The following is a 25,477-nucleotide window of genomic DNA, read 5'->3' as shown; positions in this document are numbered from 1 at the left end:
TGCGTGTTGCAGTGCAGCGAGAGCTCACTATAGCAAAACTTTCCTATGCGTAAATCATATAATTTTTTCATCAGCAACGTTTACGCAACAGGCCGGCCCCGTTTGCAGCGATGTGCGCCCAGGTTTCCCTTTCGTCGACTACAGGAGTTACCGCATGACCCTTGCAGTATTGAGACTCAAACCGACCGCCTTGATCGTCGGCGCCGCCCTCGCCGCTTTTGCCAGCCAGGGCGCGCTGGCGCAGAGCGAGGCCGACGACAGCCTGATGAAACAGGTGGTCGTCACCGGCTCGTCGATCAAGCGCATCGAAGGCGAGACCGCGCTCCCGGTGCAGGTGCTGAAACGCGCCGACATCGAACGCAGCGGCGCCACCTCGACCGAGGAACTGGTCAAGCAGCTCAGCTCGCTGTCCAGCGCCGGCACCTCGACCACGGCGGCCACCTCGTCCGGCTACGGCGGCGGCAGCATCGCCACCGTGTCGCTGCGCGGCCTGGGCAGCGCGCGCACGCTGGTGCTGGTCAACGGCCGCCGCATGTCGGTGTACGGCGGCGGCTCGGCCGGCAGCGCCGGCTCCTCGGTCGACATCAACAGCATCCCCTTGAGCGCGATCGACCGGGTGGAGGTGCTCAAGGACGGCGCCTCGGCGGTGTACGGCAGCGACGCCGTGGCCGGGGTGGTCAACTTCATCCTGCGCAAGGACTACAGGGGTGTCGAAATCTCCGCCAGCGACGGCCAGCCGACCCGCGGCGGCCATGGCCAGGACCAGAAGCTGAGCATCTTCGCCGGCAAGGGCGACTTCGAAAACGACGGCTACAACCTGACCGCCGGCCTGTCGACCCAGAAGACCAGCGCGATCTACGGCTACGAGCGCGCCTACGCGCGCCGCCTCGACGTCGGCCACATGAACGACTACACCTCGTCGATCAGCTTCCCGGCCAACGTCACCATGCTCGACAAGAAGAACGCGCTGGGCAACCCGATGCTGCCGAATTGCGGCCCGGTGTCCGAAGTGTCGCCGTACACCAGCACCCGCTGCAGCTTCGACAACAGCCCCTCGGTGTCGCTGCAGCCGAGCACCGAAAGGCTCAGCCTGCTGCTCAACGGCCGCCGCAAGCTCACCGGCGACCTGGAAGCCTATTTCGAAACGGGCTACACCGAAAACCGCATCCTGTCGACCACCCAGGCCGTGCCGATGGCCTACAACGCCATCACCACCGCGACCAATCCCTACGTGCCCGCCTACAAGGCGCTGATCGGCCGGTACCCGGGCGCCGCCAAGTACAACTACGGCATCGGCGGTTTCGTGCTGGTGCCAGGCAGCCCCTATTACCCGACCGCCTGGCTGACGGCCAACGACCCCGCCATGCTCGGCCTGCCGCTGCCGCTGCAGTACCGCGACGTCGCCAACGGCGTGCGCCAGACCCGCGACACCGCGCAGGCCACGCGCGCGCTCGGCGGCGTGCGCGGCACGCTGGCCGGCTGGGACGTCGACGCCGGCCTGATGTGGAGCCAGAGCAAGGTGTACGAAGACCTGCTGGCCGGCTATGCCCAGTACTCGAAAGTGCTGCCGATCCTGAACTCCGGCGTGATCAACCCGTTCGGCGACACCACCGACGCGACGGCGCTGCAAAGCGTGCGCAACGCCGAATTCCGCGGCACGTCGTACGGCAGCCTGACCTCGACCACCTCGCTCGACTTCAAGGGCACGCGCGAGCTGTTCCAGCTGCCGGCCGGTGCGCTGGCAATCGCGGTCGGCGGCGAGGTGCGGCGCGAGAAGTTCTCGTACAACCCGTCGGTGGCGATCCAGACCGGCGACATCGCGGGCCTGGGCGGCAACGCCTTCCCGGTGACCGGCCAGCGCAACGTCGAGGGCGTCTACGTCGAAGCCAGCGTCCCGATCGTCAAGACGCTCGACGGCGACGTCGCGGTGCGCTACGACCATTACCAGGGCGTGGGCAGCACCACCAACCCGAAGGCCTCGCTGCGCTGGCAGCCGACCAGCGCCTGGCTGGTGCGCGGCTCGGTCGGCACCGGCTACCGTGCGCCTTCGCTGACCGACCTGTACACGCCCCAGGCCACCAGCATCACCGCCAACGGCACGCGCGACCCGGTGCGCTGCCCGAACATCGCCACCGGCGCGCCGAACGACTGCAACTTCCAGTTCACCACCGTCACCGGCGGCAACCCGAACCTGAAACCCGAGAAGTCGGTGTCGGTCACGGCCGGCATCATGTTCGAGCCGACCCGCGACATCTCGTTCAGCGTCGACGGCTTCAAGGTCAACCTGAAGGATGCGATCGTGGTCGGCGGCCTGTCCTCGACCTACTTCCTGGCCAGCACCGACCGCGCGCTGCAGTACGCCCAGTACATCCAGCGCGGCGCGCCGGACGGCAACGCCAGTGGCGCCGGCCCGATCGTCAGCATCCTGCAGACCAACGCCAACCTGTTCCGCACCAACGTGGCCGGCGCCGACATCGACGGCCGCTGGGCGCTGCGCCTGCCGAACGCCAACCGCCTGCTGCTGCGCCTGTCGGGCACCTGGCTCGGCAAGTACGACACCCAGGGCCCGGACGGCAGCTACACCAGTGCGCTCGACCAGGCGCTGAACGCCTCCGGCGGCGTGGTCCTGCGCTGGAAGCACAACGCCAGCGCGACATGGCAGATGGGTCCGTACGAAGCGACGCTGGAGCAGAACTACCAGAAGGGCTACACCGACGCGCTGGCCAGCCGCGCGCCGGCCGGTTCGGCGCCGACCAAGGTCGACGCCTATGACACCTTCGACCTGCAACTGGCCTACAATGGCTTTCGCAACACGCACCTGGCGGTCGGCATCAAGAACCTGTTCGACCGCGATCCGCCGTACACCAACCTGACCTCGAACTTCCTCGGCGGATACGATGTCAGCTACGCCGATCCGCGCGGGCGCTTCGCCTACGTGAACCTGACCTACAGCTTCAAGTAAGTATCGAAACAAGCATTGCCGTTCCCGGCGCCGGCCACGAGCCGGCGCTTTCACGCTTTTCCCGGCGCCGGCCACGACCGGCGCTTTCATGTTCGTGTAAGGAGTCACATGCATCGCATCGTCAAGAACACCCTGCCCCTGCTGCTGGCCAGCGCCGGTTCGCTCGCTTCCGCCCAGGCCGCCGATCCCGTCCTGCCCGCGCACCAGGCCGAAATCGACGCCATCGTGCGCGAGATCTCGCCGGCGCGCATCAAGGCCTATGACGACAAACTGGTCGGCTTCGGCACCCGCCACACCATGTCCGACACCACGTCGAACACGCGCGGCATCGGCGCGGCGCGGCGCTGGATCAAGGCCGAGCTGGAGCGCTGCGGCGCGGGCAAGCTGGACGTGCAGTTCGACAGCCACATGCACATGGTCGACAGCCGCATCTCGCGCCCGACCGAGATCGTCAACGTGGTCGCGACCCTGCCCGGCACCCAGGCGGCCTCGAAGGACCGCTACTACGTGGTCAGCGGCCACTACGACTCGCGCGTCACCGACGTCATGAACTACACGGCCGACGCCCCGGGCGCCAATGACGACGCCTCCGGTACCGCGGCGGTGATGGAGATGGCCTGCGTGATGGCCAAGCACAAATTCGACGCGACACTGGTGTTCATGACGGTCGCCGCCGAGGAACAGGGCCTGTACGGCGCCGCCAACTGGGCCGCCCTGGCCAAGGCGCGCCACCTGAACATCGCCGGCATGTTCGACAACGACATCATCGGCAGCTCGCACGACGAAAAAGGCAACAAGGACGGCTCGCGCGTGCGCCTGTTCGCCGAAGGCGTGCCGCCGCCCAATCTGATCACGCCGGAGCTGCGCACCCTGATCGCCACCGGCGGCGAGAACGATTCGATCACGCGCCAGCTGGGCCGCTACGTGAAGGAAACCGGCGAAGCCTATGTGCCGAACTTCCACGTCGACCTGATCTACCGCCGCGACCGCTACCTGCGCGGCGGCGACCACAGCCCCTTCCTGGACGCCGGCTACGCCGCGGTGCGCTTCACCGAGCCGCACGAAGACTTCGACCACCAGCACCAGGACCTGCGCAGCGAGAACGGCAAGAAGATCGGCGACCTGGCTGAATTCGTCGACCCGGACTACATCGCCCAGGTCACGCGCGTGAACGCGGCCTCGCTGGCCTCGCTGGCGCTGGCGCCGGCCGCGCCGGAAGGCGTGAAGGTGCTGACCAAGAACCTCGACAACGGCACCGACCTGGCGTGGAAGGCGAACAGCGAACCCGACCTGGCCGGCTACCGGGTGGTGTGGCGCGAGACCACCGCGCCGCTGTGGCAAGGCGCGAAGTTCGTCGGCAACGTGACCAGCGCCCGTCTCGAGCTGTCGCACGACAACCTGATCTTCGGCGTCCAGGCCGTGGACAAGGACGGCAACGTCAGCCCGGCGACCTACCCGCTGCCGGGACGCTGATTCGAGCTTCCCTCCCTGATTCGAGCTTCCCTCCTCCAACGCCGCGGCCGTCATCGCCGCGGCGTTTCACTGGCCGCCAGCGAATCGTTTGAGCCAGCGCAAAGAGCAAGCTCATGCGTTCGACATACTCTTACCGAACTATTGCCATCCGCAACACATAACTGTTGTGAATAGGTGATATTCCAGTAAATAATTTCTTGACAACTGCATGGCTGAGCCTATGCTTATACGTTCAAAAACGAACGATGCACGCCTCGGCGTCGTCCCGAGGGGTCCGCGATTCGACAAGTAGTCCGTAGCGCCATCTTGGAGGATGTTTATGTCGTCGGTCATGACTCGCAGGACACTGCTGGGCGCAATCGCGACCAGCCCGCTCTGGCTTCACACTGCCTGGGCCCAAGCCACCAACCTCAAGATTTCGCATCAGTTCCCGGGCGGCAGCGTCGCCGAGGGAGACTTCCGCGACCGCCTGTGCCGCATGTTCGCGGCCGAGGCCGAACGCCGCACCAAGGGCAAGCTGAAATTCTCGATCTACCCCGGCTCGTCGCTGATGAAGAGCGAGGCCCAGATCCCGGCCCTGTCCCACGGCGCGCTCGACATGTCGCTGGTGCCGCTGTCATATGCAGGCGCCGAGATCCCGGAAGTGAGCATCGGCCTGATGCCAGGCCTGGTGACTTCGTACCGGCAAGGCTACGCCTGGAAGAACGAAGACATCGGCAAGGAATTCCAGCGCGTGCTGATGGACCGCGGCATCGTGATCCTGAGCTGGATCTGGCAGGCCGGCGGCGTGGCCTCGCGCGGCAAGGCGATCGTCGACCCGGCGGACGCCGCGGGCTTGAAAGTGCGCGGCGGCTCGCGCGAGATGAACATGATCCTCGAAAAAGCCGGCGCCAGCGTGGCCGACATGCCGTCCAACGAGATCCGCAAGGCCATGCAGCAAGGCCAGCTCGACGCGGCCATGACCTCGTCGTCCTCGCTGATCTCGTTCCGCCTGGACGAGGTCTCGAAGTACGTGACCACGGCGCGCGGCGGCGCCTACTGGTTCATGCTGGAGCCGCTCCTGATGTCGCGCGCCGCTTTCGAAAAGCTGCCGCGCGACCAGCAAGCGACCTTGATGGCGATCGGCGCCGACCTGGAAAGCTTCGCGCAGCGCTCCGCGCAGATGGACGATGCCGCGGTGGCGGCGCTGTTCCAGGGCGCCGGCGGTCGCACCGTCGACCTGAACGCTACCGCGCTGCGCAAATGGCAGGACATCGCGCGCAACACCGCCTGGCAGGATTATGCGGGGCGCAATGCCAACTGCGCGCGCTTGATGTCGCTGGCGGAAAAGACGGTGGCGTGAGCCGGACGGCGGCGCCACCGGCCACCCGGCCGGTTCAGCCGCCGGTCACCGGCGGGAAGAACGCCACTTCGCCGCCCGCCGCGATCCTGGTATCGGGAGCGCACATCTGCTGGTTGAAGGCCATGCGCAGCGCACGCTGGCGACCGAGCGCCTCGGCCCAGGCGCCACCGCGCGCGATCAGCAAGTCGCGCACCGCGCCGACCGTCGCCACGCCGTCCGGCAAATCGATGGTTTCCGAGCCGCTGCCGACGGCTTCGCGTACGCTGGCAAAAAATCGCAGGTTGATATGCATTGGTGTTGCTCAGGGTTGCTCAGTGTTGTAAAGCCGCGAACGGAATGAAGCGCACGACGTCGCCACGCGCGATGGCCTGTCCGGCCGGGTTGTCGACCAGCCCATCGGCCCACACGGTCGAGGTCAGCACGCCCGAGCCCTGGTTCGGGAACAGTTCCAGGCCACCGTCCGCGTTCATGCGCGCGCGCAGGAACTCGTTGCGGCGGTCGGGTTTCGGCCAGTCGAAGTCGGCGCGCACCGGCATCGCCAGCGGCGCCACCGGCCCGCTCACGCCCTGCAGGCGCAGCAGGAACGGCCGCACGAACAGCAGGAAGGTGACGAAGCTCGATACCGGGTTGCCCGGCAGGCCGAGGAAGTACGCCGATCCGTCCGCCGCCTCGCGCCGCACCACGCCGAAGGCCAGCGGCTTGCCCGGCTTGACCGCGATCTGCCACATGTTCAGCGTGCCCTCTGCCTCCACCGCCGGCTTAATGTGGTCTTCCTCGCCGACCGAGACGCCGCCCGAGGTGATGATCAGGTCGTGCGCGCGCGCGGCCGCGCGCAGGGTCGCGCGCGTGGCCTCGAGCGTGTCCGGCACGATGCCGAAGTCGGTGAACTCGCAGCCGAAGTTCTCCAGCAGCGCGCGCAGGGTGAAGCGGTTCGAGTTGTAGATCGCGCCCGGCGCCAGCGGCTCGCCCGGCATCGCCAGCTCGTCGCCGGTAAAGAACACGGCGACGCGCACGCGCCGGCGCACCGGCAGCGCCGCCAGGCCGACGGAGGCGGCCAGGCCCAGCTCCTGGCTGCGCAGGCGGGTGCCGGCCGGCAGGATCACCGAGCCGTCGCGCACGTCCTCGCCGCGCCGGCGGATCCATTCGCCGGCCTCGGGCGCATGGCGCACCGTGACTTCGTCGCCATCCGCTTCGCACTGTTCCTGCATCACCACCGCGTCGGCGCCCTCGGGGATCAGCGCGCCAGTGAAGATGCGCGCGGCGGTGCCCGGCTCCAGAGGCTGGCCGACGTGGCCGGCCGGGATACGCTGGGCCACGCGCAAGGTCGCCGCGCCGCCGGCGCAGTCCTCGGCGCGTACGGCGTAACCGTCCATCTGGGTATTATCGAAGGATGGGACGTCGAGCAGCGAGACCTGGTCCGCGGCCAGCACGCGGCCGTTCGCGTCCAGGGTCGGCACGCTCTCGACGTCCTGCACCGGGCGCACGGCGTCGAGCAGGAAGTCGAGCGCCTGCTGCACGCTCACCATCGGCTTGCGGGCGGGGGCGTTCATTGCACCGCCTCCGCAACGTGTTCCAGGCCGGTATGGGCGGCGATGAAGGCCTTCATCTGCGTCACGTCCGGATGCATCACCGTGAAGCGCTGCGGCAGGCTCTCGATGTCCTCGAAACCGCCTGGCCGGGCGGCGTCGGTGCCGAGCGCTTCCAGGATGGTTTCGTTGAACTTCGCCGCCAGCGCGGTTTCCAGAACGATCATCGGGATCCCGGGCTCGAGATGCTCGCGCGCGACCTTGACGCCATCCGCGGTGTGGGTGTCGATGGTGATGCCGTAGTCGTCGAACACCTCGCGGATGGTGGCCAGCCGGTCCTCGTGCGTCGAGCTGCCGGACACGAAGCCATACTCGGCCACGCGCTTGAACTCGTCGCCATCGCTGCCCGGCGCACCGGACAGATCGAAGCCGCCATGGCTCTCGACCTTGCGGAACAGCGCATGCGTGCGCTGCGCGTCGCGCCCGACCAGGTCGTAGACGAAGCGCTCGAAGTTCGAGGCTTTCGAGATGTCCATCGACGGGCTGCTGGTGTGATACGTCTCGCTCGACTTGCGCACACGGTAGACGCCGGTGCGGAAGAATTCGTCGAGCACGTTGTTCTCGTTGGTCGCCACCACCAGTTTATGGATCGGCAGGCCCATCATGCGCGCGATGTGGCCGGCGCAGATATTGCCGAAGTTCCCCGACGGCACCGTGAACGACACTTTCTGGTCGTTCGACGTGGTCGCCTTCAGGTAGCCGCGGAAGTAGTACACGACCTGGGCCACGACGCGCGCCCAGTTGATCGAATTGACGGTGCCGATCTTGTGGCGCGCCTTGAACGACAGGTCGTTCGACACCGCTTTCACCAGGTCCTGGCAATCGTCGAACACGCCTTCGACGGCGATGTTGAAGATGTTCGGGTCCTGCAGGCTGAACATCTGCGCGGTCTGGAAGGCGCTCATCTTCTTGTGCGGCGACAGCATGAACACGCGGATGCCGCGCTTGCCGCGCATCGCGTACTCGGCGGCGCTGCCGGTGTCGCCCGAGGTCGCGCCAAAAATGTTCAGCTCATCGTCGTTCCTGGCCAGCGCGTACTCGAACAGGTTGCCCAGCAACTGCATCGCCATGTCCTTGAACGCCAGCGTCGGGCCGTTCGACAAGCCCTGCAGGATCAGTGTGCCCTCGGGCGCTTGCTCGAGCACGCGCAGCGGCGTGATTTCCTGCGCCGATTCGTCGGCGCGCGCGTTGCGGTACACCTCGGGCGTGTAGGTCTTGCTGGTGAGCGCCTTCAGGTCGGCTTCCGGGATGTCGGTGGCGAACTTGCGCAGCACCTCGAACGCCAGCTCGGCATACGACAAGCCGCGCCAGGCGTCGAGCTCGGCGCCACTCACCTGCGGGTAGTCGGCCGGCAGGTACAGCCCGCCGTCCGGCGCCAGGCCGCCCAGCAGGATGGTGGAAAAGGTTTCGGGATTGCGTGCTGCGGACGCGCTGCTGGCGCGGGTGGACACATAGTGCATACGGTATGAACGGTAAAAGATCCGGTTGGCTGGCGTTGGTCTTTTATTATAGTCCGGCCAGCCGGATGTTGCCGTTTTACCGAATATTGTTCAGAAAGCGTAGGCGCAGCCCGCTCAGCACGCGGCGTGGTTGACCGTCACCACGTGGATCGCCAGCCCGCCCAGCGAGGTTTCCTTGTACTTGGCCTGCATGTCGTAGCCGGTCTGGCGCATGGTCTCGATCACGTCGTCGAGGCTGACGAAGTGGGTACCGTCGCCCTTGAGCGCCAGCGACGCCGCCGTGATCGCCTTGATCGCGCCCATGCCGTTGCGCTCGATGCACGGGATCTGCACCAGCCCGCCGATCGGGTCGCAGGTCATGCCCAGGTGGTGCTCGATGCCGATCTCGGCCGCGTTCTCGATCTGCTCGTTGGTGCCACCGAGCGCCGCCACCAGGCCCGCCGCCGCCATCGCGCAGGCCACGCCGACTTCGCCCTGGCAACCGATCTCGGCGCCTGAAATCGAGGCGTTCTTCTTGCACAGCATGCCGATCGCGCTCGAGGTCAACAGGAACTCGCGGATGCCGCGTCGAGGGTCGGTCGGGCGGCAATCCTCGAAGTAGTAGCGCCCCACCGCCGGGATGATGCCGGCCGCGCCGTTGGTCGGCGCGGTCACCACCCGGCCGCCGGCCGCGTTCTCTTCGTTGACGGCCATCGCGTACAGGCTGACCTGGTTGACGGCGTCGTGCGGCAAGTGGTTGGCGGTGCAGCGCGTGGCCTGCTCCTGGCGCCACAGCTTGGCCGCACGGCGCTTGACGTTCAGGCCGCCGGGCAGCTGGCCTTCGGTGACCAGGCCGTGCGCGATACAGTCGCGCATCACGTTCCAGATGCGGTCCAGGCCGGCGTCCAGCTCAGCCTCGGTCATGCGCACGCATTCGTTGGCGCGCAGCATGGCCGGGATCGACAAGCCATGGCGGCGGCCCTGCTCGAGCAGCTGGCGCATGGTGTCGAACGGGAACGGCACCGCGCCTTGCACCACGTCGTCGACCGAGCCGACGACATCCTTGAGCGCGGCCTGGCCGTTCTGCGCTTCGCCGGCCGCGGTGATGAAGCCGCCGCCGATCGAGTAATAGATGCGTTCGATGATGCTGCCATCACGCAGCTTGAGCACGAAGCGCATGCCGTTCGGGTGCTCGGGCAGCGTCGATTGCTTGTGCCAGACCAGGGACGTGGCCGCGCTGAACGGCACTTCCTTCGCGCCTAGCAGCCGGATCACGCCGTCCAGCTCGGCTTCGGCGAGTTTATCTTCGACGCTGTCCGGATCGACGTCCTGCGGCGTCTCGCCCATCAGGCCGAGGATCACGGCCTTGTCGGTGGCGTGGCCGACGCCGGTCAGTGCCAGCGAGCCGTACAGGTGGACCTCGACGCCAACCGCGTCCTCGAGCGGACCGCACTCCAGCAGAAAGCGGCGTCCGGCCACCATCGGGCCGACGGTGTGCGAACTCGACGGGCCGATGCCGATCTTGAAAAGGTCAAATACGCTCATGTCCATGAGCTGTCTCCATTGATGGCGCGTGAACGCCTTCTTATTAGATGCGGTCGGGATGCCGCCTTGCAAGATCGATGACGGCCAGTCAGGCGCCCGCCGTTAGCGGTCAAGCCTGGACGGCGGCGTCCACGCTCACCTGCACGTTCGCCAGCATGTCGGCCACCATCTCGTCGACGCCGACGCGCGACTGCCAGCCCCAGTCCTGGCGGGCGCGCTCGTCGTCCAGGCTCTTCGGCCAGGAATCGGCGATCTGCTGGCGGCTGTCGGGCTTGTAGGCGATCTCGAACGCCGGCAACTTGGCCTTGATGGCGCCGGCCAGCTCGCGCGGGTTGAACGACACGCCGGCGACGTTGTACGAGGAACGGATTTTCACCTGCTCGCCCGGCGCGTCCATCAGCTGGATGGTCGCACGGATCGCGTCCGGCATGTAGATCATCGGCAGCGTGGTGTCCGGGCCGAGGAAGCATTCGTAGGTCTCGCCCTTGAGGGCCGCGTGGAAGATCGCGATGGCGTAGTCGGTGGTGCCGCCACCCGGCGGCGACTTGAAGCTGATGATACCCGGGTAGCGGATGCTGCGCACGTCGACGCCGTACTTGGCGTGGTAGTACTCGCACAGGCGCTCGCCGGCCAGCTTGCTGATGCCGTAGATCGAGGTCGGGTCCATGACCGCGTACTGCGGCGCGTCGCCCGGCGTGTTCGGGCCGAAGGCGGCGATCGAGGACGGCCAGAACACCTTCAGCGGTTTGCCTGCCTCGACGCGCTCGCGCGCGATTTCCAGGATGTTGAGCAGGCCGTCCATGTTCAGCGTCCAGGCTTTGAGCGGCGCTTTCTCGCCGGTAGCCGACAGCAGCGCGGCCAGCTGGTAGACCTGGGTGACGCCCTCCTGCTCGACCAGGCGCGCCAGCGCATCCTTGTCCAGCACGTCGAGACGCGCATAGCGCGCGGCGCCGTACAGGTTGTCCGCGCCGATGTCCGAGGCGATCACGTTGGCGGCGCCATGCTGCTGCGCCAGCGCGCTCACGAGTTCACTGCCGATCTGGCCGTTGGCGCCGATGATGAGGATACGTTCCATGCGTGTTACCTGTCTTTCTGTGTGCGTGCAACCGGATGAGTTGCGAAGATCGGCATCGATGCGGCCCGCCGCGCCGGTTGGGCTGCGGCGGCCGGTCGATGCGTGGTTGGCCGGATCGGCCGCTAATAAGGATTTAAGCCTTGACGCTCAGCTGATGATCTTCAGCTCGCGGCCGGCCTGCTCGAAGGCTTTCAAGACCGTGTCGAGCTGCGCGCGGGTGTGCGCGGCCGACAGCTGCACGCGCACGCGCGCCTGGCCCATCGGCACCACCGGGTAGAAGAAGCCCGACAGCAGCACGCCGAGTTCGAACATGCGCGCCGCGAATTTCTGCGCTACCGGGGCGTCGAACAGCATCACCGGCACCACCGGGTGCGTGCCGGGCTTGATGGTGAAGCCGATGCGCTCGATCTCGCGGCGGAAGTAGGCGGTGTTTTCCATCAGGCGGTCGCGCAGTTCGGTGCTCTTGCCGATACGGTCGAGCACCGCGATCGAGGCGCCGGCGATCATCGGCGCCAGCGTGTTGGAGAACAGGTAGGGACGCGATTTCTGGCGCAGCATCTCGATGACTTCCTTGCGCCCGGACGTGAAGCCGCCCATCGCGCCGCCCAGCGCCTTGCCCAGCGTGCCGGTGATGATGTCGATCTTGCCCATCACGTTGAAATGCTCGTGGGTGCCGCGCCCGGTCTTGCCCATGAAGCCCGAGGCGTGCGACTCGTCGATCATGGTCAGCGCGCCGTACTGTTCGGCCAGCGCGACGATCTTGTCGAGCTGCGCGATGGTGCCGTCCATCGAGAAGGCGCCGTCGGTGACGATGATCTTGTGGCGCTTGCCCGCTTCCGTGGCGGCGATCAGCTGCTTTTCGAGGTCCGCCATGTCGTTGTTGGCGTAGCGGTAGCGCGCCGCCTTGCACAGGCGGACGCCGTCGATGATCGAGGCGTGGTTCAGGGCGTCCGAGATGATCGCGTCGTTCTCGTCGAACAGCGGCTCGAACACGCCGCCGTTGGCGTCGAACGCCGCGGCGTACAGGATGGTGTCTTCGGTGCCCAGGAAGTTCGACAGCTTCTGCTCGAGTTCCTTGTGCACGGTCTGGGTGCCGCAGATGAAGCGCACCGACGACAGGCCGTAGCCGTATTTTTGCAGCGCCGCTTCGGCCGCCTTCTGCGTCTCCGGATCGCCCGACAGGCCAAGATAGTTGTTGGCGCACATATTGATGAGCGTGCGGCCGTCTTCGGCGATCACTTCGGCGCCCTGGCGCGATGCGAGCACGCGCTCGGGCTTGAACAGGCCGTCGCTGCGGAGCGTGTCGAGTTTCTGCTGGAGGTCGCTGTAGAAGGCCTGGTCGCTCATGGGTGTCCTCTTCCTTGTCTTGACCGCGGGTTGGCGGATGTTGTACCGTTGATCCGTTTGTTCGATGTATTGAACCGGGTTCTGTATGTCGAACAAGATCAAACAAAAATTCAATATAATGAATCTTACTCCCGGCCATTGAACTTGGCAAGCGACCCTGGATGACTAACGTGGCAACCGTATTACCGAATCTCGCAGCACCCACCAGCGCCCCACCCGAAGTCGGCGCCACGCTGCAGCGCCTGCGCCTGGCGCGCGGCCTGACGCTGGAAGACCTGTCGCGCATCGCCGGCGTCAGCAAATCGATGCTGTCGCAGATCGAGCGCGAAAAGGCCAATCCGACCATCGCCATCACCTGGCGCCTGGCCAACGCGCTGGGCGTGCAGATCGGCGAGCTGCTGTCGTCCGAAGTGCGCCCGGTCGAGCTGATCCGCGTGGTCGACGCCCACGAGATCCCGACCCTGCCCGGCAACCACGCCGGCTACGCGCTGCGCATCCTCGGCCCGATGGACCTGGCCGGCAAGTACGAGTGGTACGAGCTGACCCTGGCGCCCGGCGGCGAGCTGGCGTCGCAGGCGCACGACCCCGGCACCGGCGAACACCTGACCGTGCTGTCCGGCACGGTCGAGCTCGAAGTCGGGGCGGAAAAACGCCGCGTCAAGCACGGCGCCACCGCGCGCTATCCGGCGGACCAGGCCCACGTGATCCGCAATCTCGGCAAATTTGAAGCCAAAGCCTTGCTGGTTGTTGTGCATCGTTGACTTTCCAAGTAAATACGCGCGCGCATTTGACGAAATCGCGTGACAGTTGACTATGGGCAATTCATAATGTTGCATTGCAAATAGAATGGACTGCCGGGGACGCGTGACCCGGCCGAGGGGAACATGGACAGCGTCAACGACATCGCCGCCTGGCGAACCCGGATCTTTTTGTCGATGCTGCCGATCATCTTGTCCATCGGCGCGCTCGCGACGGTCGCGATCCTGCCCGCCCTGATCCACCTGAACATGTGGCCCGTTGCCCTGGTCGACACGGTGGCGCTGGCCTGGATCTTCGCCATCTGGCGCCTCCAGCGCATGTCGTACAACGCGCGCGTGATGCACTTCCTGGCGGTGGTGTACCTGCTGTCGGTGGTGCTGATGCTGCAGGTCGGCGCGGCCAGCCTGAGCTACCTGCTGGGTCCGCCGATCGTCGCCGGCCTGCTGCTGAGCATGCGCCCCGCCCTGCTCGCGCTGGCGCTCGGCGCCGTCACCATCGTCGCTTTCGGCGCCAGCGGCCACCTGCCGCTGGGCGTGCCGGGCTGGGAACACGATCCGGTGAAATCCGCGCTGGTCGCGGCCTCCAACTACGTCAGCGTCGGCGGCATGCTGACCCTGACCTGCAGCAAGCTCCTGCAGGGACTGGCCAGCACCCTGAGGGACCTGCGCAGCTTTTCGACCTCGCTCGAAAGCAACCAGGCCGAACTGCGCGAGCTGAACAAGGAACTGATGCTGACCTCGGCGGCGGTGGCGCGCCTGAACGACATGGTGATCATCGCCAGCGCCGAGACCGGTCCTGACGTCGCCCAGCCGGTCATCTTCGTCAACGACGCCTTTTTGCGCCGCACCGGCTTCGCGCGCGAGCAGATCCTCGGGCGCAGCCTGCGCGCGCTGCAGGGTCCGGACACGGACCAGGCCGAGATCGCGCGCCTGCTGGTGGCGATCGCCGCCAACCAGCCCTGCACGGCCGAGCTGAAAAGCTGTACGCGCGATGGCGACGCGTTCTGGGTCGAACTCGACATGATGCCGTTCTCCAGCGGCGGCGCGGACGTCAGCCACTGGGTGGTGGTCGGACGCGACGTCACCGAGCGCCGCAACGCGGCCGACGCCATCCACCGCCTGGCTTTCTACGATGGCCTGACCGGCCTGCCGAACCGGCGCCTGCTGACCGAGCGACTGGAAGCAATGGTCCTGCAGGCCCGGACCGGACGCGCGCTGGGCGCGCTGCTCTACCTCGACCTCGACAACTTCAAGAACGTCAACGATGCGCGTGGCCACGCCACCGGCGACGCACTGCTCAGGCACGTCGCCTCGCGCCTGGGCCAGGCGGTGTCGAAGCGGGACACCGTGGCGCGCATCGGCGGCGACGAATTCGTGGTGCTGCTGGGCGGCCTCGACCCGGACCCGGCCGTCGCCACGCAGGCCGCGCTGGCGGTGGCCGAACGCATCCGCGCGCGCCTGGCACAGGCGGTGCAGATCGAGGGCCAGCCCTACCAGACCTCGGCCAGCGTCGGCGTGGCGCTGCCGCTGCACGGCGCCAGCGGCGCGCACGACCTGATGCGCGAAGCCGACACCGCCATGTACCACGCCAAGTCCAGCGGGCGCAACGGCGTCGCCCTGTTCGAGACGGGGATGCTGGCCGAGGCCGAGCGCCGCCTGACGCTCGAACGCGACCTGGCGCACGCGCTCGAGAACGGCGAGCTGTCGATGCACCTGCAACTGCAGGTCGACCACAGCGGCGCCCCGGACGGCGCCGAGCTCTTGATGCGCTGGCAGCGCGCGGACGGCCGCATGGTGCCGCCGGACGTGTTCATCCCGGCCGCCGAATCGAGCGGCCTGATCGTGCCGCTCGGCCACTGGGTGCTGCGCGAAGCCTGCCGCGCCTGGCAGGTGCTGGCGCGCGCAGGCCACCCGCTGACGCTGTCGATCAACGTCAGCCCCTACCAGTTCCGCCAGCCCGACTTCGTGGAGCAGGTGCGCGCGATCTTCCGCGAGACCGGCGCGCCGCCCGACCGCTTCATCTTCGAAGTGACCGAAGGCCTGCTGATCGACGACATCGACCAGACCATCGCGCGCATGCAGGCCCTGACCGAGATCGGCGTCCGCTTCTCGATCGACGACTTCGGCACCGGCTATTCGAACCTGGCCTACCTGAAGAAGATGCCGCTGTACGAACTGAAGATCGACAAGGGCTTCATGCGCGATACGCCGCGCGACGTCAACGGCACCGCGATCGTGCAGTCGATCCTGGCAATGGCCACCCACCTCGGCCTGCGCGTGGTCGCCGAAGGCATCGAGACGGCCGAGCAGGCCGACTTCCTCGGCACGCACGGGCGCCCGCACCTGCAGGGCTTCCTGTTCCACCGCCCGATGCCGCTCGAGCGCGTGCTCGCGCACCTGGACACGGTGCGCCCGGCGGCCGGCGTTTCTGCTAATGTGCACGGAGCCAACCCAGCACAGGAGCCAGCATGGAACGATTCCTGATCGTTTATCGCGGCGCCCCCGGCGCGACGCCGGAGGCTTCACACGACCCACAGCGCTGGACCGGCTGGTTCGACGCGCTCGGCGCGAACGCCCTCGACCGCGGCGCCCTTGACGCGGCCGCCGTCGAGATCCCGAGCCGCCTGCTGGGGCCGAAGGAGTCGACCAGCTCCCTGTCGGGCTATTGCGTCATTGCCGCTGAAGACTTCAACGCGGCGGTGCGCCTGGCCGACGCCTGTCCCATCTACGACATGGGCGGCTCGCTGGAAATCGCCCGGCTGGGGCCGCCGCCGGGCTGATCCAACCACAAGCCGGCCAGGCCGGTCGCACTCGGACACGCTTGCCATGGCGGCGGCGCCGTTGCAGTGGCCGGCCGCTCACCGTCTCAAGCCGCGCGCCGCTCGCCCGTGACGGCGCCGCGCGCGTCGCGCCAGCGCCGGCTCATGTCGCGGGCGCTGTCGAGCTGGCCCGGCGACAGGCAATCGGCCAGCACCGCCTTGTTGGCGCTGGCGGCCGGGTCGCCGGCATCGGCCGCCAGCAGCATCCACATGTAGGAACGCACGCTGTCGCGCTCGACGCCGCGGCCGCTGTTGTACATGCCGCCCAGGTTGTACTGGGCCAGCGTGTGACCCTGCTCGGCCGCCTTGCGGTACCAGCGCACCGCCTCGGCGTCGTTCTGGCGCAGGCCCTGGCCGTTGGCGTACATCACGCCCAGGTTGTTCTGCGCGCTGGCGTCGCCCTGCTCGGCGGCGCGGCGGTACCAGCGCGCGGCCTGGACCTCGTCACGCGGCACGCCCTGCCCCTTGGCGTGCGCGACCGCCAGCGCGAACTGCGCCTTGGCCATGCCCTGCTCGGCCGCGTGGCGATACCAGTAGGCGGCGCGCCTGAAATCCGGCGCCTGCCCGGCGCCGTGGCGGCGCGCGTACAGCACGCCCAGGTTGTACTGCGCCAGCACGTGGCCCTGCTCGGCGGCGCGCGTGTACCAGTTCAGCGCGCCGGCTTCGTCGAGCGCATCAGAGGTCGGGGCGCCGGGGCCGCCGGCCAGCAGCAGCGCCAGGCGGAACTGGGCCTCGGCCTCGCCCTGGCCGGCGGCGCGCTTCAGCCACAGGCAGGCGCCCTTGACGTCGCCGGCCTCCAGGCAGGCCAGGCCGAGCAGGCGCTGCCCGGCCGCGTTGCCCTTGCCGGCCGCGCGCCGGAACCAGTGCACGGCCTGGGCTTCGCTCGGCGCCACGCCCTGGCCGCGGCGGTGCATCAGGCCGAGGCTGACCTCGGCGTCGGCGTCGCCCAGGCGGGCCGCCTTGCGCAGCCAGGCCAGCGCCAGCGCGTGGTCGGGCGCGACGCCGTCGCCGTTCAGGTAGCAGGCGCCGAGCATGCGCTGGGCGCTCGCCGTGTCCTGCTCCGCGGCCTTGAAATACCAGGCCACGGCTTCGGACGGGTCGCGCGGCACGCCGCGCCCGAGCCGGAACATGTCGCCGAGGTTCTGCTGGGCAGAGGGATCGCCCTGCTCGGCCGCCAGGCGGAACCAGTACACAGCCAGCATGTCCGACTGCCCGACGCCGCGCCCCAGGTAATACATGCTGCCCAGCTGGTTCTGGGCGAACGCCAGGCGCTGGCAGGCGGCGCACATCAGCCAGCGCACCGCCTCGGCATCGTCCTGTTCGACGCCCTCGCCGTTCCGGTACAGCATCCCGAGGTTGAACTGCGCATACGGATTGCCGTGCTCGGCGGCACGGGCGAACCAGTCGCGGTCGGAATCGATCGGCTTGGGCTGCGGGACTTGCATCGGGTTCTCCTGTCAGGCTTGGATAAGGGCCACGGCGCGCGATGCGCACCGAATAATTGACAAAAGTCTAATGTCGAGGACGGAGCCGTTTGTGAGGTCGCTCAATCGCATGCGCCGTCCCGCGTCGAAAAACCGGCCCGGCAGACGTGCTTGACCGCGTGCTTGATCGGCAGCACCCGTGCATGCGCATGTGCTGCCGCCGTCGCGAAAGTCGCACAGGACGGCACTGGCCAGGCCGCGTCGTGCGACCCAGGCAATGCTGCGATAACGATTTATTTTGAAAGAAGGGGACCGCGCCACCCGGCCGTCCGCCGCGCGCGCCCCGGCATCGGTATCGACAGCCCTGGTTCAGGCGCGCGCGCGCAGATCGGCCGCGTAGTCGCCCAGATAGCGCGGCACCTTGGCCGCAGCCAGGCGGTTGATCGATTCCAGCAAGCCCGGATCGAGGCTGTCCAGGCCATATTGCTTGCCCAGGTGGCGCCCGATGTGCAGCAGCAGCTCGGCGGTCACTTCGGCGTCGGCCTCGGCGCGGTGGGCGCGGCTCTTGAAGGCGATGCCGAGCGCGCGCGACAGCTGGCCCAGCTTGTACGAACCCACGCCCGGAAACACCCGGCGCGACAGTTTCAGCGAGCACACCAGGCCGGTGTGTGCGCAGGCGCCGCCCAGGCGCGCCGCTTCGGCGCGCAGGAACTTGTCGTCGAAGCTGGCGTTGTGGGCGGCCAGCGTATCGGCGCCGATGAAGTCGATCAGCTGCGGCACCACTTCCTCGACCGGCGGCGCGCCGTCCACCATCTGCTGGGTGATGCCGGTGTACTCGACGATGAAGGGCGGAATGCGCACCCCGCAGTTCACCAGCGAGACGAAGCGCTCGACCACGCGCCCCGCCTCGATGCGCAGCGCCGCCACCTCGGTGATGCGGTCGCCGGCTTCCGGCGACAGGCCGGTGGTCTCGAAGTCGAGCATGACGATGGGGCGTTCGAACACGGTTTGCGATCCTTTCAATTAACCGAACTTGCGGACGGCGTCGATCGCCAGGCCGGCGCCGATGCTGCCGAACAGGTCGCCCTCGACGCGCCGAGCGTCCGGGACGATGGCGGCGATGCGTTCGCGCAGCGCGCCCACGCCGCTCGAGCCGCCGGTAAAGAACACGGTGTCGACCTGCCCCGGCGTTACGCCGGCCTCGACCAGCAGGCGCCGCACCGCCGCGCCGATGCCGTCGACCAGCCCCTCGACCGCGTCGACGAAGGTCGCGCGTTCGACCCGCAGGCGTTCGGGCGGCGACAGGCGGTCCAGCTCCAGCTCGACTTGCTCGGCGCCCGACAAGCCGATCTTGGCGCCCTCGACCTGCATCGCCAGCCAGTGGCCGGCGCGGTCCTCGACCAGTGCGCGCAGGCGGCGCAACTTGGCCGGCTCGGCCGCGTCGCGCACCAGGTCGTCGAGCTGCACCACGCTCTTGCGCGTGTAGGCCAGGTTGATCGTGTGCCAGGTCGCCAGGTTGAAATAATAGCTCGACGGGATCGCCGCGCCCGAAGCCAGGCTGCTGCCGTAGCCGAGCAGCGGCATCACCGCGGCCAGGCTGAGGTACTTGTCGAAGTCGGTGCCGCCCAGGTGCACGCCGCCGGTGGCCAGGATGTCGTCGCGCCGGTCCAGGCGCTCGCGCCGGCCGGGGCCCAGGCGCAGCAGCGAAAAGTCCGAGGTGCCGCCGCCGATGTCGGCGATCAGCACCAGCTCCTCGCGCTCGATGCGCGATTCGTAGTCGAAGGCGGCCGCGATCGGCTCGTACTGGAAGGCGATGTCGCTGAAACCCGCGGCGCGCGCGATGCCGGCCAGCGTGTCCTCGGCCAGGCGGTCGGCATCCGGATCCTCGTCGACGAAATACACCGGGCGGCCCAGCACCACGCTGGAAAACTCGCGGCCGGCAGCCGTCTCGGCGCGTCCCTTGAGTTCGCCGATGAACTGGCCCAGCAGTTGGCGGAACGGCAAGGCGCGCCCGCCGACCTCGGTCTGGCCTTCCATCAGCGGCGTGCCGAGCAGGCTTTTCAGGGAGCGCATCAGGCGCCCGTCGTAGCCCTCCAGGTAGTCGAGCAGCGCGGCGCGGCCATAGCGCACCGCGTCCTCGTCGGCGTTGAAGAACACGACCGAGGGCAAGGTGGTCTTGCCGTCTTCCAGCGGGAGCAGGCTGGGCTGGCCGGGACGAACCCAGCCGACGGTGGAATTGGATGTGCCGAAATCGACGCCGCAAGCGATCGCCATGGAAGCCTTTGGAGGGGAAAGGGGCGAGATGTTACCAGAAACCAGTGGGAACCGGAATCTCCTCCAAGCTGTCTCACCGCCACGACATTTTCAATCGTGCGGGCCGGCCCGGGCCCGTACAGTGTAAGGACGCCGCGCAGGCCTTGGCGCCGCAGCAATGCATGAGCACTATTGGCGGAGGCCCCGACTATGGAGCGAAACGAGCCCGGAGCAGCGGCGATGACGCGTGAATGGACCCTGCAGCGAAATTGTTCCCTGGCCCCGCGCCAGGTGGCGCTGGCGTACGCCATGCTATGCGCGTTTTCGCTGACGGTCGGCCTGGCCCTGCTGGTGCTGCACGGGATCTGGGTGGTGCTGGCATTCAGCCTGCTCGAGCTGGCGCTGGTCGGGCTGGCGCTGATCGTCTACGCGCGCCATGCGCTCGACCGCGAGCACATCCTGCTTGCCGACACCTGCCTGCTGGTCGAATGCGTCCAGGCCGACCGCTGCCGGCAGGCGCGCCTGGATCCGCTCTGGACCCGGGTGCTGGCGCCCGACGAGCGGCGCCGGCCGCTGATCCGGCTCGAATCGCGCGGCGACCAGGTCGAGATCGGCCGCTTCGTCAGCGAGGCGCGCCGGTGCCAGGTCGAACGCGAGCTGCGCCAGGCGCTGCGCGGCAGGTCGGCGATGCAGTGATTGGCCTGAGCTCTCGATAACCCGTCAAGACACAAACTTTCGCCTGCGAAACACCGCGGGCCTTTGCCTGGCGCGCCCGCTCGCCCCCCAGTCCTACAAAAACCCCTGCGCGTTTCACTCTGATCTCCCGTCGACTTGGCTGATCGGTGTAAGCGGGCTCTTACAACCACACGGCGAGGGTACCGATGTTACAAATTCTGCATCAATTGCATAATGCGGTATGACATTGGCAGAGAGAACAAGAATGAACAAGGAGATGGAAGGCTACGCGATCGTCGTGCACGGCGGCGCCGGCAGCCCGCGCGACTACGACGACGGCTGCGAACGCGCAGCCCGGGCCGCGGCCGACGAACTGGCGCTCAGCAGCGATGCGCTCGAGGCGGCGATGGCCGCCGTCACCACCATGGAAGACGACGGCCGCTTCAACGCCGGCTCCGGTTCGGTGCTGTGCCTGGACGGCGCCACCGTCGAGATGGATGCGTCGGTCATGGACACGCGCGGCCGCCTGGGTGCGGTCGCCTGCGTGCAGGGCGTGAAAAACCCGGTGCTGCTGGCGCGCGCGGTGGCCGACAGCCCGCACTGGCTGCTGGCCGGCGAAGGCGCCAGGCGCTTCGCCGACGCGATCCGCCACCCGACCTGGGACCAGATCTCCGAGCACCAGCGCGAAGCGCACCAGAAGGTATTGAAGGAACTGGCCGGGACGGTGCCGGCCATGCCGGGCGTGAGCAACCAGGCCTTCCTGCGCTTCTGGAACTACCAAAGCCCGCTGAACCTGCCCGAACACATGGCCTGCGACACGGTCGGCGCCGTGGTGCGCGCACCGGACGGGCATTTCGCCGTCGCCGTCTCGACCGGCGGCTCGGCGCCCTCGCTGCTGGGACGCGTGGGCGACTCGCCGATCATCGGCAGCGGCTTTTATGCCGGCAAGCTGGGCGCCGTGGCCGCCACCGGCATCGGCGAACAGATCGTGCGCCACCTGCTGGCGCGCACCGTGTACGGCTGGATCGAGGACGGCATGCCGCTCGAGCAAGCCCTGAAGCGCGGCGTCGACCTGTTCGACCCGGCCATCGCCGTCGGCCTGATCGCCGTCTCGCGCACCGAGGCTGCCGTCCACGCCAACCGCGACATGCCGCAAGCAACGATCATCCAACCTTGACAACCGCCATGACCAACGAGAACGTACCCGACCAGGCGAGCCGCCAGGCCACGCAAGCCGAACAGATCGCCCACAGCCATGGCCACCTGGTCATCATCGGCGGCCACGAGGACAAGCAGAACGACATGGACATCCTCAAGCGCTTCGTCGAGCTGTCCGGCGGCGCCGAGGCCAGGATCGTCGTCATCACGGCCGCCAGCACGGTGGCCGAAGACATGTGGGACACCTACGACCGCACCTTCGGCGAACTGGGTGTGGAAAACCGCAGGCACCTGCACCTGCAGAGCCGCCACGACGCCAACAACGAAGACTACATCAAGGACATCGTCGATGCGACCGGCATCTTCATGACCGGCGGCGACCAGAAGCGTCTGCTCGCCATCATCGGCGGCACCGCGCTCGACGCAGAAATGCACGCCGCGCTCAAGCTGCGCGGCGCCTGCATCGGCGGCACCAGCGCCGGCGCGTCGGCCATGTCGGGCCACATGCTGGCCCAGGGCCGCGCCGAACTGCACCCGGAAAAAGGCTCGGTCAGCCTCGGCGCGGGCCTGGGCTTCCTGCACAAGGTCGTGGTCGACCAGCACTTCTCGGAACGCCAGCGCCTGTCGCGCCTGCTGTCGGTGGTGGCGCAGAACCCGTATCTGCAGGGGATCGGCATCGACGAGGACACCGCGCTGGTGGTCGAGCGCGGCGTCGGCATCGAGGTGCTCGGCCAGGGCGCCGTGACCATCGTCGACGGCCGCCAGATGAGCACCAACATCGCCGACATCTCGAACCGCGAGACGCCGGAACTGATCGACGTGCGCCTGCATCTGCTGCCGTCGGGCAGCAAGTACACCCTGCCGCGTGAAGGCGAGGACCGCACGCGCATCCCGGCGTCCCTGCTCGAATTTATTGAAAATGTAACGAAACGGAATCCGCTTTCATGAGAATCACTGAACAACGCGTCCTGCGCGGTCCCAACCTGTATGCCGCCACCCCCTGCCTGCTGGCCGTGATCGACCTCGACGACCAGGCCGGGCATGCGGCCAATGCGCTGCCGGACTGCATTCCCGGCCTGGGCGCGCGCCTGCTCGAGCTGCTGCCCGGCATGGCGCCGGAACCGTCGGCGCGCTTGTCCGACTGCCAGTCGCCGCTCGACGCGCTCGAGCCGATCGTGATGCAACTGCAGCGCCTGGCCGGCGCCCCCGCCGAGTTCAGCCGCACCATCGTCAACCCTGCGAACCCCGCCCATTCGCAAAAAGCGGCACGGGTGGTGTGCGGCTACGCGATCGAACAGGTCGCGACCGAGGCCTTGGCCCTGGGCCGCCGCATGATCCGCGCGATCGCGCAAGGCGAACGCCTCGAGCTCGAGCCGGCCCTGGAAGCACTGCGCGAGAGCGCGCGCCGCCACGCGATCGGCACCTCGACCGCCGCCGTGCTGGCTGCCGCCCACAAGCGCGGCATCCCGAGCCTGCGCCTGACCGACAACGCTAACCTGTTCCAGCTCGGCTGGGGCAGCCGCCAGAAACGCCTGCAAGCGACCATCACCGGCGCCACCAGCAATATCGCGGTCGGCATCGCCAGCGACAAGCAGCTGACCAAGGCCCTGCTGGACCAGGCCGGCTGCCCGGTCCCGGTTGGCGACACCGTCACCACGCTGCAGCAGGCCCAGCGCGTGGCGCGCCGCATCATCGCCAACCACGGCGCCGTCACCGTCAAGCCGCTCGACGCCAACCAGGGCAAGGGCGTGACCGTGGCCTGCACGACGCCGGAAGACGTCGAGCGCGCCTTCGAATTCGCCCAGAAATACGGCCGCCACGTGATCGTCGAAGAACACTTGCGCGGGCGCGACTACCGCGTGCTCGTGACCGGCAAGAAGATCGCCGCCGCCTCGTGGCGCCGTCCGCCGCACGTCACCGGCGACGGGCGCCACAGCGTGCGCGCACTGGTCGAGATCGAAAACCGCAACCCGGCGCGCGGCGACGGCCACACCAACATCCTGACCAGGATCCCGATGGATGCGCTGGCCGAAGACGTGCTGGCCAAGCAAGGCCTGACGTTCGAGTCCGTGCCCGAACCGGGCGCCACGGTCGAACTGCGCGGCAACGCCAACCTGTCCACCGGCGGCACCGCCGAGGACGTGACCGATGCGCTGCCGGAAGAGACGCGCGACATCTGCATCCGCGCCGCGCGCACCATCGGCCTGGACGTGGCCGGCATCGACATCGTCTGCGAAGACATCGGCCGGAGCCTGCGCGAGCAGCGCGGCGGCATCATCGAAGTCAACGCCGCGCCCGGCATCCGCATGCACCAGTACCCCAGCCGCGGCACCGCGCGCGACGCCGGCGACGCCATCGTCGAGGCGCTGTTCGGCGCCGACGACGGCCGCATTCCGGTGGTCGCCGTGACCGGCACCAACGGCAAGACCACCACCACGCTGATGATCGCCCACGCGACGCGGATGGCCGGCCTGCGCACCGGCGTGACCACCACCGAAGGCGTGTTCATCGACGGCCAGCGCATCAGCGCCGGCGACTGCACCGGATTCCGCTCGGCGCGCACCGTGCTCAGTTCGCCGGACGTCGAGCTGGCCGTGCTGGAGACGGCGCGCGGCGGCATCCTCAAGCGCGGCCTGGCCTACGACAAGTGCGACGTCGCCGTGGTCCTGAACGTGACCAGCGACCACCTCGGGCTGGACGGCATCGACACCGTGGAAGAACTCGCCAACGTGAAGTTCACGGTGGCGCAGCGCGCCAGCCGCGCGGTGGTGCTCAACGCCGAGGACGACCGCTGCGTCGCCATGGCGCGCCGCCTCGCCGACGAGGTCGAGGTGCTCTACTTCTCGCTCGACGCCGAGAACCCGGTACTGCTGCGCCACCTCGAACAGGGCGGGCGCGCGGTCTACCTGCAGGATGAAGCCATCGTGCTGGCCAACGGCGCGCGCCACGAGGCGCTGCTCGACGTGCGCAGCATGCCGGTCACGCTCAAGGGCGCGGCGCGCTACAACATCGCCAACAGCCTGGCGGCCGTTGGCGCGCTGGCCGCGACCGGCTTTGGCAACCTCGAGATCATCGACGGCCTGCGCACCTTCGTCTCCGACTGGAAGCACAACCCGCTGCGCTCGAACGTGTTCGACGTCGACGGCGTGACCGTCATCTTCGACTACGCCCACAACAGCGCCGCCTACGCCGCCCTGGCCGCGACCGCGCGCGAGATGACGCCGGGCCGCGTGGTCGGCGTGGTGGCGGCGCCGGGCGATCGCCGCGACGCCGACCTGGTCGAGATCGGCGAGACCTGCGCGGCCGGCTTCGACGAGCTGGTGATCTACGAAACCGAGAACCGCGGCCGCGCCGCCGGTACGGTATCGCAGCTGCTGCTGCAGGGTGCGCGCCAGGGCAGGTTCGAGCTGGACCACTTGCAGGTCGAACTCGACGTGCACGCCGCGATCCGCGCCGGCCTGGCGCGCTGCGTACCGGGCGACGTGCTGGTGTTCGGCTGCGGCTCGTCGATCAGCGAACTGACCGACGCCATCCGGCCGACGTCGCCGGCCACCGCCAGCAGGATCGAGGCGCAGGTCGTGTAAGCCTGCCCGGCGCCGCAAAACCAAACGCCCCATCCGA

At 68.0% G+C, this 25,477-nt stretch carries 19 protein-coding genes; 10 read left to right on the top strand and 9 right to left on the bottom strand.

The annotated features are described in order from the left end of the window. The first annotated feature begins 154 nt into the window (after positions 1–154). The 3 genes from FA90_RS05715 (at position 155) to dctP (ending at position 5,777) form a co-directional block, all read left to right on the top strand. Positions 155–2,962 carry a TonB-dependent receptor gene (locus tag FA90_RS05715; RefSeq protein ID WP_081933677.1) on the top strand — a complete coding sequence of 936 codons (2,808 nt, stop codon included), beginning with the start codon at positions 155–157 and terminating at the stop codon, positions 2,960–2,962. Positions 2,963–3,070: 108 nt separating this feature from the next. Then, positions 3,071–4,435 (top strand): M28 family peptidase, encoded by a 1,365-nt coding sequence (locus FA90_RS05710; RefSeq protein WP_036166834.1) that lies wholly within the window; start codon positions 3,071–3,073, stop codon positions 4,433–4,435. 331 nt (positions 4,436–4,766) lie between these two features. Continuing rightward, positions 4,767–5,777, top strand: a complete 1,011-nt coding sequence (gene dctP, locus FA90_RS05705; protein WP_239700555.1) for a TRAP transporter substrate-binding protein DctP — start codon at positions 4,767–4,769, stop codon at positions 5,775–5,777. Positions 5,778–5,811: 34 nt separating this feature from the next. Here the strand turns inward: dctP and moaD are convergent, their stop codons facing one another. The 6 genes from moaD to kbl all read right to left on the bottom strand — a co-directional run bounded on the left by moaD (position 5,812) and on the right by kbl (position 12,769). Then, the gene (gene moaD / locus FA90_RS05700) at positions 5,812–6,069 is read right to left on the bottom strand and encodes a molybdopterin converting factor subunit 1 (RefSeq protein WP_036166830.1); all 258 of its coding nucleotides are present in this window, start codon (positions 6,067–6,069) and stop codon (positions 5,812–5,814) included. A gap of 19 nt (positions 6,070–6,088) precedes the next feature. Beyond that, positions 6,089–7,303, bottom strand: coding sequence for a gephyrin-like molybdotransferase Glp (glp, locus tag FA90_RS05695; protein WP_156116845.1), 1,215 nt, complete (start codon positions 7,301–7,303; stop codon positions 6,089–6,091). A 20-nt stretch (positions 7,304–7,323) separates the two neighbouring features. Continuing rightward, positions 7,324–8,823 (bottom strand): threonine synthase, encoded by a 1,500-nt coding sequence (gene thrC, locus FA90_RS05690; RefSeq protein WP_036166825.1) that lies wholly within the window; start codon positions 8,821–8,823, stop codon positions 7,324–7,326. Positions 8,824–8,937: 114 nt separating this feature from the next. After that, a complete protein-coding gene (locus FA90_RS05685; RefSeq protein ID WP_036166822.1) occupies positions 8,938–10,353 on the bottom strand; it encodes an L-serine ammonia-lyase in 1,416 nt (471 codons plus the stop codon). A gap of 103 nt (positions 10,354–10,456) precedes the next feature. After that, complete coding sequence (locus tag FA90_RS05680) at positions 10,457–11,422, bottom strand: NAD-dependent epimerase/dehydratase family protein (RefSeq protein WP_036166819.1); 966 nt, start codon at positions 11,420–11,422, stop codon at positions 10,457–10,459. A 147-nt stretch (positions 11,423–11,569) separates the two neighbouring features. Continuing rightward, positions 11,570–12,769, bottom strand: a complete 1,200-nt coding sequence (gene kbl, locus FA90_RS05675; protein ID WP_036166816.1) for a glycine C-acetyltransferase — start codon at positions 12,767–12,769, stop codon at positions 11,570–11,572. A gap of 161 nt (positions 12,770–12,930) precedes the next feature. On the opposite strand from kbl, the gene FA90_RS05670 reads away from it, so the two are divergent. The 3 genes from FA90_RS05670 (at position 12,931) to FA90_RS05660 (ending at position 16,307) form a co-directional block, all read left to right on the top strand. Next, the gene (locus FA90_RS05670) at positions 12,931–13,530 is read left to right on the top strand and encodes an XRE family transcriptional regulator (RefSeq protein ID WP_036166812.1); all 600 of its coding nucleotides are present in this window, start codon (positions 12,931–12,933) and stop codon (positions 13,528–13,530) included. Between the two features lie 123 nt (positions 13,531–13,653). Further along, complete coding sequence (locus FA90_RS05665) at positions 13,654–16,011, top strand: bifunctional diguanylate cyclase/phosphodiesterase (protein WP_081933676.1); 2,358 nt, start codon at positions 13,654–13,656, stop codon at positions 16,009–16,011. Beyond that, positions 15,996–16,307 (top strand): hypothetical protein, encoded by a 312-nt coding sequence (locus FA90_RS05660; RefSeq protein WP_036166809.1) that lies wholly within the window; start codon positions 15,996–15,998, stop codon positions 16,305–16,307. The genes FA90_RS05665 and FA90_RS05660 overlap by 16 nt, the downstream gene beginning before the upstream one ends. Positions 16,308–16,393: 86 nt before the next feature. Here the strand turns inward: FA90_RS05660 and FA90_RS05655 are convergent, their stop codons facing one another. The 3 genes from FA90_RS05655 to FA90_RS05645 form a co-directional block, all read right to left on the bottom strand. Then, the gene (locus FA90_RS05655) at positions 16,394–17,791 is read right to left on the bottom strand and encodes a tetratricopeptide repeat protein (RefSeq protein WP_051971465.1); all 1,398 of its coding nucleotides are present in this window, start codon (positions 17,789–17,791) and stop codon (positions 16,394–16,396) included. Positions 17,792–18,139: 348 nt separating this feature from the next. Then, positions 18,140–18,775, bottom strand: coding sequence for a PolC-type DNA polymerase III (locus tag FA90_RS05650; protein ID WP_051972112.1), 636 nt, complete (start codon positions 18,773–18,775; stop codon positions 18,140–18,142). 18 nt (positions 18,776–18,793) lie between these two features. Beyond that, positions 18,794–20,044, bottom strand: a complete 1,251-nt coding sequence (locus tag FA90_RS05645) for an Hsp70 family protein (RefSeq protein ID WP_036166804.1) — start codon at positions 20,042–20,044, stop codon at positions 18,794–18,796. A 219-nt stretch (positions 20,045–20,263) separates the two neighbouring features. Between FA90_RS05645 and FA90_RS05640 the strand changes: the two genes are divergently transcribed. The 4 genes from FA90_RS05640 (at position 20,264) to cphA (ending at position 25,440) form a co-directional block, all read left to right on the top strand. Beyond that, entirely contained in the window at positions 20,264–20,719 is a 456-nt protein-coding gene (locus FA90_RS05640) for a DUF2244 domain-containing protein (RefSeq protein WP_051971464.1), read from the top strand. A gap of 244 nt (positions 20,720–20,963) precedes the next feature. After that, complete coding sequence (locus FA90_RS05635; protein ID WP_051971463.1) at positions 20,964–21,875, top strand: isoaspartyl peptidase/L-asparaginase; 912 nt, start codon at positions 20,964–20,966, stop codon at positions 21,873–21,875. Positions 21,876–21,883: 8 nt separating this feature from the next. After that, positions 21,884–22,804: a cyanophycinase gene (locus FA90_RS05630; protein ID WP_081933675.1), complete on the top strand. Its 921-nt coding sequence runs from the start codon at positions 21,884–21,886 to the stop codon at positions 22,802–22,804. Beyond that, the gene (gene cphA, locus FA90_RS05625; RefSeq protein ID WP_036166798.1) at positions 22,801–25,440 is read left to right on the top strand and encodes a cyanophycin synthetase; all 2,640 of its coding nucleotides are present in this window, start codon (positions 22,801–22,803) and stop codon (positions 25,438–25,440) included. Before FA90_RS05630 ends, cphA begins: the two co-directional genes overlap by 4 nt. The last annotated feature ends 37 nt before the right edge of the window (positions 25,441–25,477 follow it).

Origin of the sequence: Massilia sp. 9096, assembly GCF_000745265.1 — a bacterium.
Taxonomy (GTDB): domain Bacteria; phylum Pseudomonadota; class Gammaproteobacteria; order Burkholderiales; family Burkholderiaceae_D; genus Telluria.
The sequence above is the reverse complement of the archived record's forward strand: the minus strand, read 5'-3'. Positions and strand labels throughout refer to the sequence as shown.

What these genes read in the sequence shown, in the direction of transcription:
- cphA (WP_036166798.1), top strand. Translation starts at nt 22,801, where the DNA reads ATGAGAATCACTGAACAACGCGTCCTGCGCGGTCCCAACCTGTATGCC.
- thrC (WP_036166825.1), bottom strand. Translation starts at nt 8,823, where the DNA reads ATGCACTATGTGTCCACCCGCGCCAGCAGCGCGTCCGCAGCACGCAAT.
- FA90_RS05715 (WP_081933677.1), top strand. Translation starts at nt 155, where the DNA reads ATGACCCTTGCAGTATTGAGACTCAAACCGACCGCCTTGATCGTCGGC.
- kbl (WP_036166816.1), bottom strand. Translation starts at nt 12,769, where the DNA reads ATGAGCGACCAGGCCTTCTACAGCGACCTCCAGCAGAAACTCGACACG.
- dctP (WP_239700555.1), top strand. Translation starts at nt 4,767, where the DNA reads ATGACTCGCAGGACACTGCTGGGCGCAATCGCGACCAGCCCGCTCTGG.
- FA90_RS05680 (WP_036166819.1), bottom strand. Translation starts at nt 11,422, where the DNA reads ATGGAACGTATCCTCATCATCGGCGCCAACGGCCAGATCGGCAGTGAA.
- FA90_RS05685 (WP_036166822.1), bottom strand. Translation starts at nt 10,353, where the DNA reads ATGGACATGAGCGTATTTGACCTTTTCAAGATCGGCATCGGCCCGTCG.
- FA90_RS05635 (WP_051971463.1), top strand. Translation starts at nt 20,964, where the DNA reads ATGAACAAGGAGATGGAAGGCTACGCGATCGTCGTGCACGGCGGCGCC.
- FA90_RS05640 (WP_051971464.1), top strand. Translation starts at nt 20,264, where the DNA reads ATGACGCGTGAATGGACCCTGCAGCGAAATTGTTCCCTGGCCCCGCGC.
- FA90_RS05630 (WP_081933675.1), top strand. Translation starts at nt 21,884, where the DNA reads ATGACCAACGAGAACGTACCCGACCAGGCGAGCCGCCAGGCCACGCAA.
- FA90_RS05710 (WP_036166834.1), top strand. Translation starts at nt 3,071, where the DNA reads ATGCATCGCATCGTCAAGAACACCCTGCCCCTGCTGCTGGCCAGCGCC.
- FA90_RS05645 (WP_036166804.1), bottom strand. Translation starts at nt 20,044, where the DNA reads ATGGCGATCGCTTGCGGCGTCGATTTCGGCACATCCAATTCCACCGTC.
- FA90_RS05665 (WP_081933676.1), top strand. Translation starts at nt 13,654, where the DNA reads ATGGACAGCGTCAACGACATCGCCGCCTGGCGAACCCGGATCTTTTTG.
- glp (WP_156116845.1), bottom strand. Translation starts at nt 7,303, where the DNA reads ATGGTGAGCGTGCAGCAGGCGCTCGACTTCCTGCTCGACGCCGTGCGC.
- FA90_RS05660 (WP_036166809.1), top strand. Translation starts at nt 15,996, where the DNA reads ATGGAACGATTCCTGATCGTTTATCGCGGCGCCCCCGGCGCGACGCCG.
- FA90_RS05655 (WP_051971465.1), bottom strand. Translation starts at nt 17,791, where the DNA reads ATGCAAGTCCCGCAGCCCAAGCCGATCGATTCCGACCGCGACTGGTTC.
- moaD (WP_036166830.1), bottom strand. Translation starts at nt 6,069, where the DNA reads ATGCATATCAACCTGCGATTTTTTGCCAGCGTACGCGAAGCCGTCGGC.
- FA90_RS05670 (WP_036166812.1), top strand. Translation starts at nt 12,931, where the DNA reads ATGACTAACGTGGCAACCGTATTACCGAATCTCGCAGCACCCACCAGC.